Annotated in this window: 14 protein-coding genes and 2 tRNA genes; 5 read left to right on the forward strand and 11 right to left on the reverse strand. The window is 64.6% G+C overall.

The features are described 5' to 3' along the window. Positions 1-110 precede the first annotated feature (110 nt). Positions 111-1,691 (reverse strand): diguanylate cyclase, encoded by a 1,581-nt coding sequence (locus tag ACVCMJ_RS06080; protein ID WP_447080541.1) that lies wholly within the window; start codon positions 1,689-1,691, stop codon positions 111-113. Between the two features lie 113 nt (positions 1,692-1,804). Here ACVCMJ_RS06080 and ACVCMJ_RS06085 point away from each other — a divergent pair. From ACVCMJ_RS06085 to ACVCMJ_RS06095, 3 genes are all read left to right on the forward strand, one after another. Continuing rightward, positions 1,805-1,881 (forward strand) — tRNA-Met (locus ACVCMJ_RS06085). 214 nt (positions 1,882-2,095) lie between these two features. Beyond that, on the forward strand, positions 2,096-3,295 hold the full coding sequence (locus ACVCMJ_RS06090) for an MFS transporter (RefSeq protein ID WP_447080542.1): 1,200 nt from the start codon (positions 2,096-2,098) through the stop codon (positions 3,293-3,295). Positions 3,296-3,555: 260 nt separating this feature from the next. Further along, the gene (locus ACVCMJ_RS06095) at positions 3,556-4,656 is read left to right on the forward strand and encodes an ADP-ribosylglycohydrolase family protein (RefSeq protein WP_447080543.1); all 1,101 of its coding nucleotides are present in this window, start codon (positions 3,556-3,558) and stop codon (positions 4,654-4,656) included. A 9-nt stretch (positions 4,657-4,665) separates the two neighbouring features. On the opposite strand, the gene ACVCMJ_RS06100 is transcribed toward ACVCMJ_RS06095, so the two are convergent. The 4 genes from ACVCMJ_RS06100 to ACVCMJ_RS06115 form a co-directional block, all read right to left on the reverse strand. Beyond that, positions 4,666-5,598, reverse strand: coding sequence for a 2-hydroxyacid dehydrogenase (locus ACVCMJ_RS06100; RefSeq protein WP_447080544.1), 933 nt, complete (start codon positions 5,596-5,598; stop codon positions 4,666-4,668). A 77-nt stretch (positions 5,599-5,675) separates the two neighbouring features. Further along, positions 5,676-6,368: a methyltransferase family protein gene (locus tag ACVCMJ_RS06105; protein WP_447080545.1), complete on the reverse strand. Its 693-nt coding sequence runs from the start codon at positions 6,366-6,368 to the stop codon at positions 5,676-5,678. Positions 6,369-6,421: 53 nt separating this feature from the next. After that, positions 6,422-7,771, reverse strand: coding sequence for a sensor histidine kinase (locus ACVCMJ_RS06110; protein ID WP_447080546.1), 1,350 nt, complete (start codon positions 7,769-7,771; stop codon positions 6,422-6,424). Further along, complete coding sequence (locus ACVCMJ_RS06115) at positions 7,771-8,499, reverse strand: response regulator transcription factor (protein ID WP_447080547.1); 729 nt, start codon at positions 8,497-8,499, stop codon at positions 7,771-7,773. The genes ACVCMJ_RS06110 and ACVCMJ_RS06115 overlap by 1 nt, the downstream gene beginning before the upstream one ends. Before the next feature lie 378 nt (positions 8,500-8,877). On the opposite strand from ACVCMJ_RS06115, the gene ACVCMJ_RS06120 reads away from it, so the two are divergent. Further along, on the forward strand, positions 8,878-9,321 hold the full coding sequence (locus ACVCMJ_RS06120) for a hypothetical protein (protein ID WP_447080548.1): 444 nt from the start codon (positions 8,878-8,880) through the stop codon (positions 9,319-9,321). Between the two features lie 45 nt (positions 9,322-9,366). On the opposite strand, the gene ACVCMJ_RS06125 is transcribed toward ACVCMJ_RS06120, so the two are convergent. Further along, a complete protein-coding gene (locus tag ACVCMJ_RS06125) occupies positions 9,367-9,594 on the reverse strand; it encodes a hypothetical protein (RefSeq protein ID WP_447080549.1) in 228 nt (75 codons plus the stop codon). Positions 9,595-9,812: 218 nt separating this feature from the next. On the opposite strand from ACVCMJ_RS06125, the gene ACVCMJ_RS06130 reads away from it, so the two are divergent. After that, a complete protein-coding gene (locus ACVCMJ_RS06130) occupies positions 9,813-10,523 on the forward strand; it encodes an FAD-dependent oxidoreductase (RefSeq protein WP_447080550.1) in 711 nt (236 codons plus the stop codon). 91 nt (positions 10,524-10,614) lie between these two features. Here the strand turns inward: ACVCMJ_RS06130 and wrbA are convergent, their stop codons facing one another. From wrbA to purB, 5 genes are all read right to left on the reverse strand, one after another. Next, positions 10,615-11,247 (reverse strand): NAD(P)H:quinone oxidoreductase, encoded by a 633-nt coding sequence (gene wrbA, locus ACVCMJ_RS06135; protein WP_447080551.1) that lies wholly within the window; start codon positions 11,245-11,247, stop codon positions 10,615-10,617. Positions 11,248-11,408: 161 nt separating this feature from the next. After that, positions 11,409-11,912 carry a DUF4262 domain-containing protein gene (locus ACVCMJ_RS06140; RefSeq protein ID WP_447080552.1) on the reverse strand — a complete coding sequence of 168 codons (504 nt, stop codon included), beginning with the start codon at positions 11,910-11,912 and terminating at the stop codon, positions 11,409-11,411. Continuing rightward, the gene (locus ACVCMJ_RS06145; protein ID WP_447080553.1) at positions 11,909-12,127 is read right to left on the reverse strand and encodes a glycine zipper 2TM domain-containing protein; all 219 of its coding nucleotides are present in this window, start codon (positions 12,125-12,127) and stop codon (positions 11,909-11,911) included. The genes ACVCMJ_RS06140 and ACVCMJ_RS06145 overlap by 4 nt, the downstream gene beginning before the upstream one ends. 129 nt (positions 12,128-12,256) lie before the next feature. Beyond that, positions 12,257-12,332, reverse strand: a tRNA-Lys gene (locus ACVCMJ_RS06150). 101 nt (positions 12,333-12,433) lie between these two features. After that, on the reverse strand, positions 12,434-13,810 hold the full coding sequence (purB, locus tag ACVCMJ_RS06155; protein ID WP_447080554.1) for an adenylosuccinate lyase: 1,377 nt from the start codon (positions 13,808-13,810) through the stop codon (positions 12,434-12,436). Between the last annotated feature and the right edge of the window lie 121 nt (positions 13,811-13,931).

The raw sequence follows: 13,931 nt of genomic DNA on the forward strand, positions 1-13,931 counted from the left end.
CCTACGGTAGCACGCCAATGCCCCAGAGGCACTGGTTAGACACTGCGCCCATGCAGTGTTCACTGCCCTATCGGCAGTAGGGCCCCGCCAAAAGGCGGGGCCTTTGAATTTTATGCGGCCCCCGCGATCACCACGCGATTGCGGCCTTCCTGCTTGGCTCGATACAGGGCCTGGTCGGCCGCCTTCAATGCACCGTCGATATCCCGTCCCATGCAAACGGCTACGCCTACCGACACTGTGACCTGCTGCTGGGCCAAAATAGGCGCGCTCTCGATGCTGGCCCGCAAGCGCTCGGCAATACCGGCACCGCGCTCCAGGCCGACGTCGGGCAACAGAGCCAGGAACTCCTCTCCGCCCATGCGAAACAGTGCGTCCCCATGACGCGCCTGGGCCTGCATCCGGCCGCCGACGTTGCGAATGACTTCATCACCCACGTCGTGGCCGAATGTGTCGTTGATGCGCTTGAATAGATCGATATCCAGAGAGATGACGGCAAAATCCCGCTCCAATTCGCGCCATGAATGCAGCAAGGCCTCGAGCCCGCGCCGATTGCCCAGGCCCGTGAGGGCATCGGTATGGGCATCACTATGCAGTTTGCCCATCTGCGTGTGCACGGCGCCAAGGCTGGCCAGCAACGCGTGCTTCAGTTGCTGGGCCTCGTAGTACGAGCCCCGCACCGCTTCGATCCGCGGGATCATGCCTTCCTCGTAGCCATCGCGCACGATGCCAGCCAACTGCTCCAGCGGGCGCGATATCCAGCGCGAGGATACCCATAGCAGCACCAGCAGCAGCAAGGCGGGGCCGAGCGTCAGCCACAGCACCCGTTGCATCAGGTCATCGAGCCGCCGCAAAGCGACTTCGGTGGGCCGCTGCACGATGATGCCCCAGTCGGCCGCATCGACATAAGCGTAGCCGTCGAGTACGTCGTTGCCCCGCTGGTCCACGACGCGCTGCTGGCCGGAACGGCCCCGCAGCACGGCATCGACGACGGCATCGTTGTCCGCCTGAGTTCCGATCCGGGTCGGCAGGGGGTGATAGAGAAGCCGCCGTGATGAGTCCACTACATAGACGTAAGTGCCGTCATGGAAATACTGCTCGCCGATCAGGCGGTGCAAACCGCCATCGGTCTTGAGATAGAGCGTCCCCGCCAGGTAACCCAGGTACCGATGGTCCGCCCCGAAAAGCGGCTGCGACAGGACGATGGCCAGATTGCCCAGCGGGGTGACCAGCGGCTTGCTGACTAGCGGGATACGCAAGCGGCGAATCATCAGGGACTCGCCCGATTCAATCCGGCGCCCTTCCAGGCCCAGGCTTTCGGGAGCGATGATCCTGACCAGACCGTCGTTGTCCACCACCGTGACCGAGTTGAACCCGATGCCTTGTTCGCGCAGGCGATCGACCTCGGCGCGCAAGACGGCCGGATTCATCCGCGCACCCTGCAGAACGTCGGCCGAATAGGCCAGGTTGCGCTGCGCCCGACGAAGCAGATCCGTGGTCGTCGTCGCCAGCTTCACGGCAAAGGCTTCGTTGGAGGCCAGCGTGTCCATGAGCTGCTGGCGCTGAACCTGATAGGCGCCGAGCAGGCCGGCCAGCAGCATGATGACTCCGCTGGTGACGGCCAGCAGAAGCATCAATTGACGCAGGTTGATTCTGGATCTACGCTCCGGGCGCATCCGCAGGGTCCCTCCCATTCGGGTTTCAAAACGCGGCGGGACCCCCACCCACGGCTCGCCGCCGACCGTAATAATGGCGGTACGCGGGTTACTTGCACCCCATGGGGATACTCGCTAAAATTGCGTCCTTTGGCGCACTAGCTCAGTCGGTTAGAGCGACGGAATCATAATCCGCAGGTCCCCTGTTCGAATCAGGGGTGCGCCACCAGGAATTCGCTTGTATACCACAGCTCTATCGCCACCGCATCCGGTGGCGATTTTCGTTTCCGGCCCTATTTTTCTGCCGCTCATATGCTTCTGGTTTACTTTCAGCGCGGGCGGCAGGATGATGAGCCCTTTCGCCATCCCGCCTTCGCCATTCTATTTGATGCATCCCGTATCGGAATGCGCAAACAGAGCGACGTTGGCACCCGTTTTCCCGAATGAACGACACCACATTCAGCCTCAGAAAAATCGCCGTGCCCGCCTTCGGGCCATCGCTGCTGTTCAGCATCGGTCAAGGGGCAATCCTGCCCGTCATCGCACTGAGTGCCCGCAACGATGGCGCTTCGGTCGCGCTGGCCGGGCTCATCGTGGGGTTGGTGGGCATCGGATCACTGATCAGCAATATCCCGGCCGCGCTGCTCATCGCACGCCACGGCGAGCGGCTGGCCATGGTCTGGGCAGCCGCGCTCAGCGTGCTGGCGCTGATTCTGTGCCTGATTCCCGGACAGATCATGTTCCTGGCCTTTGGCATTTCTCTGATCGGCATGGCGACCTCGGTGCTGCTGCTGGCGCGCCAGTCCTACCTGATCGAGCTCGTGCCGCCCTCCATGCGGGCCCGGGCCATGTCCACGCTGGGCGGCATGCGGCGCATTGGCGTGTTCGTCGGCCCATTCCTGGGAGCCGGGGCCATGCAGATCCTGGGGTTGAGCGGCGCCTACTGGGTCGCCATCGTGGCCATGGTGGCCGCAGGCGCACTGGCCTACACCATCCCCGACCTGGAAAACCGCCACTCCGCCCCGGCGACTCCGGGCTCGACCCGGATCCTGCACATCATGCACGCATATCGAAGGACCTACTGCACGGTAGGCTTCGGTATCCTGCTGGTGAGCGCGCTGCGCGCGTCCCGCCAGATCGTGATCCCGCTTTGGGCCGAGCATCTGGGCATCAGCCCCGCCACCACCTCGGTCATCTACGGAATCGTCGCCTCCATCGACATGCTGGCCTTCTACCCCTCCGGCAAGGCCATGGATCAATACGGGCGCCTGTGGGTCGCAGTGCCGTCGGTGCTCATCATGGGGGCGTCCATGATCCTGATCCCATCGACGGCCGGCTTCATCAGCTTCCTGACCGTGTCCATGGCCATCGGACTGGGCAACGGCATCGGATCGGGCCTGGTCATGACCCTGGGAGCCGACGCCGCGCCTCGAGAGGGCCGGACGCAGTTCCTCGGCGTGTGGCGACTGATTTCCGACATCGGGGCAAGCGGCGCCCCCGCCCTGCTGTCCGCCATCACCGCGGCGGCAACGCTGGCGCCCGCGATCGTGGCCACGGGGGCCCTGGGTTTCGTCGCCGCCGCAGTGTTCTGGCACTGGCTGCCTCACGCCGACCCGGTACAACCGGACAGCACCCGTTCATGAGTAGCGGCGATCCCACCGCGCCAGGACTGCCGCGGCCCATGTTCCGGCAGCGGCTCGTCTGTCACGCACGGCCTGTCCCTGGGCCGGTCCATGTCCGAGCGACACGTTCGGCTTTTGGCGTATGCTGAACGAACGGCGCATGTCGGCACCCTGGCACGTGCTGCCGGCCCCCCCTTCGCGGCCTCGTCTTCGAGCGCGCGGCTGGCCAGGCGGCCCATGGCCGCGGAGACCCGATGGACGCCGGAACAACAGGAGTTTCCATGGAAAGTCACCACACGGCGGTCAGTTTCGAACAGCGCGCCCAAGGCGCGCTGATGGGGGCATTCATCGGCGACGCGCTCGCACTCGGTCCCCACTGGTACTACGATCTCGATGAACTGCACAAGAATTTCGGCGCCTGGATCACCGACTACGTCGATCCCAAGCCCGACCACTACCATGCCGGGCTGCATGCGGGTCAGTCATCCCAGGCCGGCATCATCCTCGAAATGCTGGCGCAATCGCTGGCGGACACGGGCGCCTACGACGAGGCGGACTTCTGCCGACGGCTCGACGAAGATCTGTTCCCCAAGCTCGATGGGACACCCATGCAGGGTCCCGGCGGCTACACCAGCCAGTCGATTCGCGAGGCGTGGCGGCTGCGGGTCCAGGACAAGCGTCCATGGGGCGAGGTCTGCGGCCTGGCCGACACGACCGAAGCGGCCGAGCGCATTCTGGTGCTGGCCGTCCGTGACGCACTGCACCCCGGCGCACTCGCCCGGCATGCCTCCGCCAACACGGCCCTGACGCAATGCGACACCACCGTCATGGCCATGACCGTCGCCTACGCCTGCGTCCTCGGCAGCCTGGTACGCGGCGAGCCGCTGGACGGCGACACCTCCAACCGACTGATGGCGCTGGTGCGTGACGGCAGCCTGCCGTTTCACAGCGTCACATCCGCTGGCGAGAAGCGGCCGCCGGCGGGACCGGAAGCACCCCGGCACGCCGGCCAGTATCCATCCCCCGACGCCTTGCTGACCGTGTCGAACATCCAGCGCGCCATTGCCGACCCGGAGGTCCGCATCGAACCGGCCTGGAAGGCGTCGCTGGTCTACGGAATGCCGTGCGCGGTGTATCACCAATTCCCGGCTGCGTACTATCTGGCGGGGCGTTTCCAGGGGGACTTCGAATCCGCCGTCCTGCACGCCGTCAATGGCGGCGGCCAGAACCAGGCACGCGCCATTCTGACGGGCGCCTTGAGCGGAGCCATCGGCGGCATACAGGCCATCCCCCGTCGATTCCTGGACGGACTGGAACGCGGTCCACAGCGCCAGGCCCTGGCGGCCACCATCGCCCGCCAGGCGGCTGCCGAGCACGGCTGAGCAGACGCGTCAATACTGCCGGATGCGGTCGACCACCCCGGAAATCGTTTCACCTCGCGCCAGCGCCCGAATCTTGTCCGCAATCTGATGGACGGTCTGCTCCATCAGACTGATCCCGGCGACGTGGGGAGTGAGCTGGATGCGCGGGTGGGTCCAGAACGGATGGCTGACCGGAAGCGGCTCGTGCACGAACGCATCCAGGGCCGCGCCGCGCAAGCGGCCCGACTCCAGCGCGGCGAGCAAGTCCGACTCGACCAGATGGCCGCCCCGTGCCATGTTGATCAGATAGGCATCGGGGCGAAGCTGCTCGAACGTGTGCTGGCACAGGATGCCCTGGGTTTCAGCCGTGAGGGGAAGCACGTTGACGAGCACACGCGTGCGGGCCAGAAACGCCCCAAACGACGAATCACCGCCAAATGCCTCGGCACCCGCGACGGCGCGGCCGGTGCGCGACCACACGGCCACGGGGTAGTTCAGCGCCGCGAACAGGGTTGCCACCTGGGCGCCGATCCGGCCCGCTCCCATGATGCCCACCGGCCACTGCTCGCGCTGCATGCCGCCCAATCGATGCCATCGGGACTGCCTTTGCTGCCCGGCATAACGTCCAAACCCCCTGGCTTCCCTCAGCAGGTAATACAGCGCGTACTCGGCCATCTGGTCCGCCATACCCCCGTCTTCCATCCGCACGATGGTGACGTCCGGCGGCAACCCCGGCGTCTGCAGCAAGGCGTCCACGCCCGCACCAAGATTGAACAGATACTTCAGGTGCGGTTCGCGCTGGAACAGCTCGGCCGGCGGCTCCCAGACGATGGCCGCCTGGGCCGCCCCGGACGCCGCACCGGGCTCCCAAAGGCGGACGCGGACCGACGGCAAGGCTTGCTGAAGGGCTCGCACCCAGTCCTGCGGCTGCTTGTCCTGGCGCGAAGCGAAGATGACGTCCATTTCCAGTGGCCCCTGCAAAATTCACGGGCCACTGTAGCATGGCCGCTGCCCCGCGCCCGGATGAATCGGTCGGTCTGCTAAAAGAGCCACAACCGGACGTGTACCCAGCCGTTGGCCTGGGCGACCTCGATGGCCTCGAACACGGGGACGGCGAGGAAATAAGGCAACGCATCGCGCACCGTCTTCCAGACGCCATGCAGGTCGACCATGACATGGCGCGGTGAGCGCCAGACGCCGCGGCGAGGCCAGAAGCGAGGGACGCGCACACAATAGGCGTCGAACCGGGTGCCGAAGGCCGCCTGCAGCAGACGCTCTTCTTCAATGACGATCCAGCGAAACACGGCGAATGCCGCCAAGGCAAGCACCCCGCCCACCACCAGACTGCCCGTTTGCAGCCCGATGCCCAGCACAGCCAGAATGGAGAACACGTACAGCGGATTGCGGCTGACCGAGTAAGGACCTTCGGCCACCAGATCGGCACCCTTGCGCCCGCCCAGGTAGAGCATGCACGCCGTGCGGCCCAGGATCGCCACCAGGATCAGGGCAAGGCCGAGCCACTCCAGGCTCCGATTGACCCAGCCGGATTCCGGCCACGCCGAGCCCACCCAGGGCAATACCGCCACAGCCAGCACGCCGAGCACCGTCAGCGCCCGCAGCCGCAAGACCTGAGCGTGAGCGAGGCGCGCCCAGACGGCTCCAAGGCCGGCATCCGGAGCGGAACCGGCTTCCAGGGTTTCCGTGCTACCGGACGAAGAAGCTGATGCAGACATATCGTCTCCCATTCAAAGTCAGCTGGAACCTTAGTACCTTCGGCACGAAAAGGCTACGAATCGGGCTGACTATAACCTGAAAACCGGTCGGGATCGCAGCGTGCGGAAGCCGGCAGCCCCAGGCGGAACTCCGTCCATCCCGACATCTCGCCCTGAACGGAATCCACGGAAAGACGCCAGCCCTGCAGATCGCACACACGCTGGGCGATCTGCAGCCCCAGGCCATGCTCCCACTCGGACGGCGAAGGCCTGGCCAGGTCGACCCGGCCGCTACGCCATTCCTGCAGCTCCAACAGGCGGTCGGGAGGAATCCCTGGACCATCATCATGGAACAACAGTGTAGTGGGGCCTTCCAGCGCCACTGTCAGTGTGGCGGGTGCCGCGTGTTCGATGGCGTTACGCAGCAAGTTGCGCACCACGATGAGAAGGGCGTGGGGATCGAGCCAGCAGAACGCGCCCTCGGGAATCCTGCTCATGAGCGCCAGGCCGCGTCCTTCGGCCAAAGGCTCGAGCGCATACCAGGCTTCATCGAGCGCGGCCGCCAGGTCTACGACCTTCATGCGGGCTGGATCCGCACTGTTGATGGCCACTGCTCCCGACAGACTGCTGGCGGCGGTATCCACCTGATTCAGCATGCGTTGCAGGCGATCGTGCAGGGGCGACCCGGATGCGACCTCCAGGAGGGCCATTTCCCCGTCGGAACGCAACGCGGCCAGCGACGTGCGCAATTCATGGCTGAGGTTAGCGGCAAACTGGCGCTCGAAGGCCATGGCGCGATCCACGTGGTCCTGGAGCCGATTGAATGCCTCGATGAGTTGCGCGGCCTCGTCGTCGCCCGGCATGACGGCCGCCGTTCGCCCCCCATCCATGCTCCAGGCGGAAAGACGATCGGACACCATGCGAATGGGAGCCACCACACGGCGCGCCAAACGGCGCGACAGCCCCCAGGCACACAACAGCCCGATCAGGGCGCCCGCGGCCAGTATCCAGCCGAAGTCGCGCACTCTGTCCTCGTGGGCAGTGGCATCATAGCGAACATAAAGCTTTCCCTGCGGGACCTCTTCCACCCAGGTATGCCAGGTATGGCCGTCGCGATGGACTTCCCGTCCCCCCGCGCCCGACGCGAACAGGTCGCCCTCCGGCGGCAAGGCAGTAGCGGACTGGACCCAGGCCTGGATCAGGCCCCCATCGCCGGCGCGCGCCGACAGGACGGACGAAAGATCCTGCCCCGCCGACAGGTCGTCCCGCAACGCCTGGACCTGCCCGGCGAGCACGTTGTCCACCAGATCATCTTCCATCCGGGCAAAGACCGCGTACGCCAGCAGGCTCATGACGAGCAGAAAAACCGACACCGCCGCCGTCAGCGCCCAGGTCACGCGGCTGGCGAATGAAACGAGACGCATCAAGAAGATCCCGGTTGAGAACGGAATGGACCGTCACCGGTTTCCGCCACGAGTACCAACCTCCATCCAAGGCCTGGTGCCGCAACGACATCGCCCCCGCCCACCGCGCGCAAGCGACGGCGCAGCAAATGAACCTGATCGTTCAAGGCACGCTCCGACGGCGGCCCATCGGGCCATAGCGCGGCCTTGAGCTGGGATTGGGACGCCAGATGGCCCTCCGCGCGCAATAGAGTCTCCAGCAGCAGCCGCGACTTGCGGGGCAACGGCAGGGACTGCCCCCCCATGGCAATGGCGTGATTGCGCGGATCGTAGCTGAGTTCGCCCAGCATCATGATCCCAGGGTCCTCGCGGCGCCCGCGCCGCAAGAGCACCCTCAGGCGCGCAAGGACTTCGGCCAGTGCAAAGGGCTTTACCAGATAATCCTCAGCGCCCAGATCGAAAGCCTGGAGCCGATCTTCGAGACGGTCGCGCGCCGTGAGCACCAGCACCGGGCACCAGAGACTCGCATCGCGCTGGAGGGTGCGCAACAGATCCATGCCGCTCAGGCCGGGCAACCCGAGGTCCAGCACCATGGCGCCGAATCCACCGGTGTGCAGCAGGGCGAGCGCGCCATGCCCGTCATAGGCTACATCGGGCATCAGCCCATGCCGCTCCAGGTAACTGTACAGATTCCCGGCAATCGTCGGTTCATCTTCCACGATCAGGACTCGCCCGCCGTCCGCGCGCATGGCCTTGCTCCATCTCCAGGCATTAGAAGCATTATCGTCATTTGCCGCCATAGTCTCCACATGCGGCTGGCGCCGATCCCGTTCATCGGGTTTGGGGCGCTCCGCTGGACGAGGCCGGCAGCCCCGTCGCTACTCTTCCCCAAATGCCCGGTGCCGGAAAGGGCTTCCGGCGATGCGGGGGCTTTTGAGGAGGACAATGGTGCCGGGCATCGTGCCGCCCCGCTGCCCGCCCTTCGAGGCGATCACCGGCGCGTCGTACTGGCGCGGGGCAACCGGTTCGAACCGATTGCGCCCAGCCTTCCGCCCTCATCGAGGTGGCAGGACGATCCCTCCGAATCCGCCCGGGCCTACGTCAGTACCCATCAAGGACACTCGTCAATGGAATTCGCATCAGCACCCTTCAAAGTCCTGGGCGCGCTGGCCATCATCGCGGCAGGGCTGATCGCCGCCGCCATCGCCTACCATCCCACCAAACCAATCGTCTGGATGGTGGCCTACCTGGTGCTGGTGGTCGGCGTCGTCCAGTACGTGCTGGGCGCTGCCCAGGCCTCGCTGTCGGCGCGCGAATTGCCTCCCGCCATGATCTGGGGCCAGTGGGTTCTACTGAATCTGGGACACGCCGGCGTCATCGCGGGCACGCTCGCCACCAGCCTGACGTTGCTGCTGGGGGGCACGGTCCTCTACGACCTGGCCATGATCTGGATGGGGCTGTCGGTCCGAAATGGAAAATCCGGCCTCGGCCGCATCGGCTACTGGCTGCTGGTGCTGGCCATGCTGGGGAGTTCCTTCACCGGCGTCATGCTGACGCTACGGGGCGACTAGATTGGCCGCGCCCGAAGCTCGGACGCCTCCGGCACCGGCCGGGAGTCAGGCGCCCGGACTCCATGGCGAGGCCCGCTCCCATAGGTCCAGCAGTTCCGCATCACTCAGATCAGCGAACTGCCCTTCGGCCTCGGCCATGGTGTCGGCCGGCATTTGATACTGCCGGATGTCGCTGGCGCGCAGCGGGCTGAACAGCAGCGTGACATTGCCATAGGAGCCATCCAGCAGCGCAGCCTGCCAGCCATTCCCCTGGGGATCGATGAAAGTACGCATGGGACGAAGACTCGAACTCGGACTCTTGCAAGATACACGGTTTTCCCGCCAAGGCTTCGAATGAGCGACGGTCGGCCGTGGTTTTGTGATATACCAGTGCCACAAATTTGCAGCGCCGAATCCGAGGCGCGCGACCGGATCCACGGGTGTCGCCACCGGCGCTGGGGTGAGCGTCGTGGCCGGCCGGCGCGCCGACTGTTGGAAATGGGAGATCATTCATGGCAGTTTATGACACGAGACTTACCGGCCGGAGGGAAATTGCCGAAGGCACGCTGGAATTCATCCTGGAAAAGCCCAAGGACTTCAAATTCCGGGCAGGGCAGTTCTTCGATATCCTCCTGAAGGCAGCGCCGGGGGCCGAAAAGAAGACCTACGTACACGGCTTCTCGTTCGTCAACGCGCCCTACGAGGACTACCTGTCCGCCGCGACCCGCATGCGGGGCTCGGCATTCAAGAACGCCCTCCGGGATCTGCCGCTGAATTCAGCCCTCCAGATCGAAGCGGTCTGGGGCAGCTACACGCTGCCCAAGGACGACACCAAGCCGATGGTCTTTCTGATTGGCGGCGTGGGGATCACCCCGGTACGCAGCATCGTCGCTCAGGCGACACACGACAAGACCGCCCACAAGATGACCCTGCTGTACGCCAACAAGACACCGGCCAGCGCACCTTTCACACAGGATCTGCAACGGTTCGCCGCGCAGAACCCGAACTTCACCTTCGTGCCGGTCTATACGCAAGGAGTCGAACCCGGCGCGGAGCGCGGACGGATCAATGCCGACATGATTCGGCGCCACGTCCCCGATCCGGCCTCCGCGATCTATTATCTGTCCGGACCCGCGAGCATGGTGCGCGCCATGCGTGAGCTGCTGGTACAGATGGACATCGATGAAGAGAACATCCGGACCGAAGAATTCGACGGCTATTGATCGCCATTGATGGGCGGATGCCCATGAACCGAGGGCGCCCCGTGCCAGACACGGGACGCCCTCGGCCTTTCATCCGAACGACTCACAGATCCTACGCGGCTTCGGCCTCCGCCAAGGCATCCGTGTTCGCAACCAGCTTGGCTGCGAGGCGCGCCACATGTTCGCCCTGGGCGCGCGCCACGGACAGTTCATTTTCAGTCGGCTGACGCGACCCATCGGCCCCGGCAATCGTGGAAGCGCCATACGGGGTGCCGCCGCTGACCTCGTCGAGCACGCGCAAACCGGGGACTGAAGGCGGCACACCGACCACTACAAACCCCTGGTGCAACAAGGTCGTATGGAACGACGTGATGGTCGTTTCCTGGCCCCAATGTTGCTGGCCCGAACTCACGAATACGCTGCCGACCTTGCCGATGAACGCGCCTGCTGCCCACAGTCCGCCCGTCTGATCCAGGAAATTGCGCATTTGGGCTGCCATGTTGCCAAAGCGCGTCGGGGTGCCGAAGATGATCGCGTCGTACTCGGCCAGCTCCGCCACGGTCGCAACGGGGGCATCCTGGTCCAGTTTGTAGTGCGCAGCCTGGGCGACCTCAAGAGGAACCAGTTCCGGAACGCGCCGGATGGCGACCTCGGCCCCTGCGGCGCGGGCGCCTTCGGCTTCCGCATGCGCAAGCTGCTCGATGTGACCCCACGTGCTGTAGTAAAGCACCAGTACCTTGGCCATTCAATTCTCCTTCATGAATATGGGCGATGGAATGACCACACTTTAATATTGATTGAATCGATGAAGAACAGCGTAGTATCGTTCTTTTTGATCTGAAAAATAGATCATAAAAAGGCCGGCGTCTGCCGGCCCAATACTCCAAGTCCCGATGCAGCGCGCCACTAGCCCGGTGACGGCAAGTCCGTTTCCTCCCACAGCGCCTGCTGCGGATGACCGTCCGCATCATAATCGGCCTCGTGCGGAAAGCGACCCTGTGCGTCTGGCCAGGCCACCTGGAAAACACGGATGGCTGACCCGAAACGGCTGGACGCCTGGGCCACGCGCTTTTCCCGCACGAAACTCGTGGAGACGTCCTTGATCAGCAGAGGCGACCGCGCCTCGGAGGCGGACAGCATCAGGCCGTCTGACAACAGCCCGACGCGGTCCTCGTGCGCCACTACGTCAGCAATCAGATCCATGGCGCGCTGAAGGTCGGCACATCCGGTCAGGATGAGCTCCGGCCTGCCCGCCCGCGCGCGACCCACCGTATGAACGAACCTCTCCGCCAAGGGAAGATCTTCGTCATCCACGGCAATGTGGGTGTAGTCATGCCACTTCAGCTTGTCTTCCAGAAAACCCTGAAGCTTGATCTGATTACGTTGCTGCTCGCTGATCGCTGTGCTCATTTCCCGACTTCGTGCCCCACCACGCCGCCCACGGCGGCTCCGCCTACCGTACCCAGTGCGCTTCCGCCCGTCAGGACAGCGCCACCCACGGCGCCCACACCCGCCCCTACCACCGTGCTTTTCTGTTGATGCGACATGCCGCCGCAGGCGCTGAGGCTAAGCAGTGTCGTCGCCAGCACCACACTACCAAAGAGTCGAATCGTCGTTTTCATCATGCGCTCCCCGTATCAGATAGCGGCCGACTTTCGTCGGGTCACATCAACGGTAACGCCTGGCGACGTTCGCGTATACCCTTAGTTGTAACAAAAAAGAGGGCCTGAACGTTCGTTCAGACCCCCGCATTCTGGTGGGCTGTGACAGGCTCGAACTGTCGACCGACGGATTAAGAGTCCGCTGCTCTACCAACTGAGCTAACAGCCCTTCGCGTTTCCGCGAAGAACGAAACTATACACGGTTTCCGCGGCTCGCGCAAAGCGCGGGTCGGGGCCAAAGAAGCGCGCCCCGAGCGGCTGTCCCGCAATTTACACGGCCTTTGCCAAGCCGGCGGCATGCCCCACGTAGCTGCGCGGAGTCATGGCCAACAGACGGCCCTTGGGCTCGTCCGGAAGATCCAGACCGGCGATGAAGGCGCGCAAAGCGTCCTGGGTGATGCCCTTGCCGCGCGTGAGCGCCTTCAGTTGTTCGTAGGGATGTGGCAGCCCGTAACGACGCATCACCGTTTGTACCGGCTCGGCCAGAATTTCCCAGCATCCGTCGATGTCCGCGTCGATCGCGGCAGCGTTCAGCTCGAGCTTGCCCAGCCCACGCAGGCAGGCGTCGTACGCGACCAGACAATAGCCCAGCGCCACCCCCAGGTTGCGCAACACCGTGGAGTCCGTCAGATCGCGCTGCCAGCGCGAAACGGGGAGCTTCTCGGCCAGATGGCGCAGTAGCGCGTTGGCCAGGCCCAGATTGCCCTCGGAATTTTCGAAATCGATGGGATTGACCTTGTGCGGCATGGTGGACGAGCCGACCTCGCCTTCCTTGAGGCGCTGCTTGAAGTAGCCCAGCGCGATGTAGCCCCACAAATCGCGGTTCAGGTCCAGCAGGATGGTATTGGCCCGCGCGATGGCATCAAACAGCGCCGCCATCCAGTCATGCGGCTCGATCTGAATGGAATAGGGGTTCTGAACCAGCCCCAGGCTACCCAGGACCCCGGCCGAAAACGCCGGCCAGTTGATCTCCGGATAGGCGGCGAGGTGGGCATTGTAGTTGCCCGTCGCGCCGTTCATCTTGGCCAGGGGCTGCACGGACTCGATGGCCTGCAGGGCCCGGTCCAGACGCGCCACCACGTTGGCCAGTTCCTTGCCCACGGTACTGGGCGTAGCCGGCTGACCGTGCGTGCGCGACAGCAATGGCTGATCCGCATGGCGGTGCGCGAGTTCGCGCAGCCGGTTGACGACCGCCTGCAGGCTTGGCATCAGACACTCGCCGCGCGCCCGCCCCAGCATCAGCGCGTGAGAAGTGTTGTTGATGTCTTCCGACGTACAGGCAAAGTGGATGAATTCGGACGCGCGGGCCAGCTCGGCGTCATCCGCCACCTGTTCCTTGAGCCAATACTCCACGGCCTTCACGTCGTGGTTGGTCGTGCGCTCGATCGCCTTGATGCGGGCGGCATCCGCCTCGGAAAACCCCGCCACCAGCGCCCGCAGGCGGGTACGGGCCGCCGCGCTGAAGGCCGGCAGCTCGGGCAAGCCTGCGTCGGACAGGCCGATCAGCCAGGCGATCTCGACCTCGACCCGATGGGCCATGAAACCGGCTTCGGACAGATAGGGACGCAACGCGTCGGCTTTCGCCGCGTAACGCCCATCCAGGGGCGATAGCGCATTCAGGACGCTCAGGGAGGAATCGGTCTGCATGATAGAAAGTTGGGGCGGGCCGGTGTCAACGGCTCACAACACCATGTGGCAATGAGGGAAATCAGCAGGGATTCTAGCATCCGCGCTCCGGCCCGGCCTGCTATACTTTTTGAGCCTTAGA

It is taken from the genome of Castellaniella sp. UC4447_H14, from assembly GCF_052978285.1.

Bases quoted from the DNA above. Each gene is read 5' to 3' on its own strand.
- ACVCMJ_RS06100 (WP_447080544.1), bottom strand. From the start codon at position 5,598: ATGGACGTCATCTTCGCTTCGCGCCAGGACAAGCAGCCGCAGGACTGG.
- ACVCMJ_RS06090 (WP_447080542.1), top strand. From the start codon at position 2,096: ATGAACGACACCACATTCAGCCTCAGAAAAATCGCCGTGCCCGCCTTC.
- ACVCMJ_RS06080 (WP_447080541.1), bottom strand. From the start codon at position 1,691: ATGGGAGGGACCCTGCGGATGCGCCCGGAGCGTAGATCCAGAATCAAC.
- ACVCMJ_RS06125 (WP_447080549.1), bottom strand. From the start codon at position 9,594: ATGCGTACTTTCATCGATCCCCAGGGGAATGGCTGGCAGGCTGCGCTG.
- ACVCMJ_RS06095 (WP_447080543.1), top strand. From the start codon at position 3,556: ATGGAAAGTCACCACACGGCGGTCAGTTTCGAACAGCGCGCCCAAGGC.
- ACVCMJ_RS06120 (WP_447080548.1), top strand. From the start codon at position 8,878: ATGGAATTCGCATCAGCACCCTTCAAAGTCCTGGGCGCGCTGGCCATC.
- ACVCMJ_RS06130 (WP_447080550.1), top strand. From the start codon at position 9,813: ATGGCAGTTTATGACACGAGACTTACCGGCCGGAGGGAAATTGCCGAA.
- wrbA (WP_447080551.1), bottom strand. From the start codon at position 11,247: ATGGCCAAGGTACTGGTGCTTTACTACAGCACGTGGGGTCACATCGAG.
- ACVCMJ_RS06140 (WP_447080552.1), bottom strand. From the start codon at position 11,912: ATGAGCACAGCGATCAGCGAGCAGCAACGTAATCAGATCAAGCTTCAG.
- ACVCMJ_RS06115 (WP_447080547.1), bottom strand. From the start codon at position 8,499: ATGCGCGCGGACGGCGGGCGAGTCCTGATCGTGGAAGATGAACCGACG.
- ACVCMJ_RS06110 (WP_447080546.1), bottom strand. From the start codon at position 7,771: ATGCGTCTCGTTTCATTCGCCAGCCGCGTGACCTGGGCGCTGACGGCG.
- purB (WP_447080554.1), bottom strand. From the start codon at position 13,810: ATGCAGACCGATTCCTCCCTGAGCGTCCTGAATGCGCTATCGCCCCTG.
- ACVCMJ_RS06145 (WP_447080553.1), bottom strand. From the start codon at position 12,127: ATGATGAAAACGACGATTCGACTCTTTGGTAGTGTGGTGCTGGCGACG.
- ACVCMJ_RS06105 (WP_447080545.1), bottom strand. From the start codon at position 6,368: ATGTCTGCATCAGCTTCTTCGTCCGGTAGCACGGAAACCCTGGAAGCC.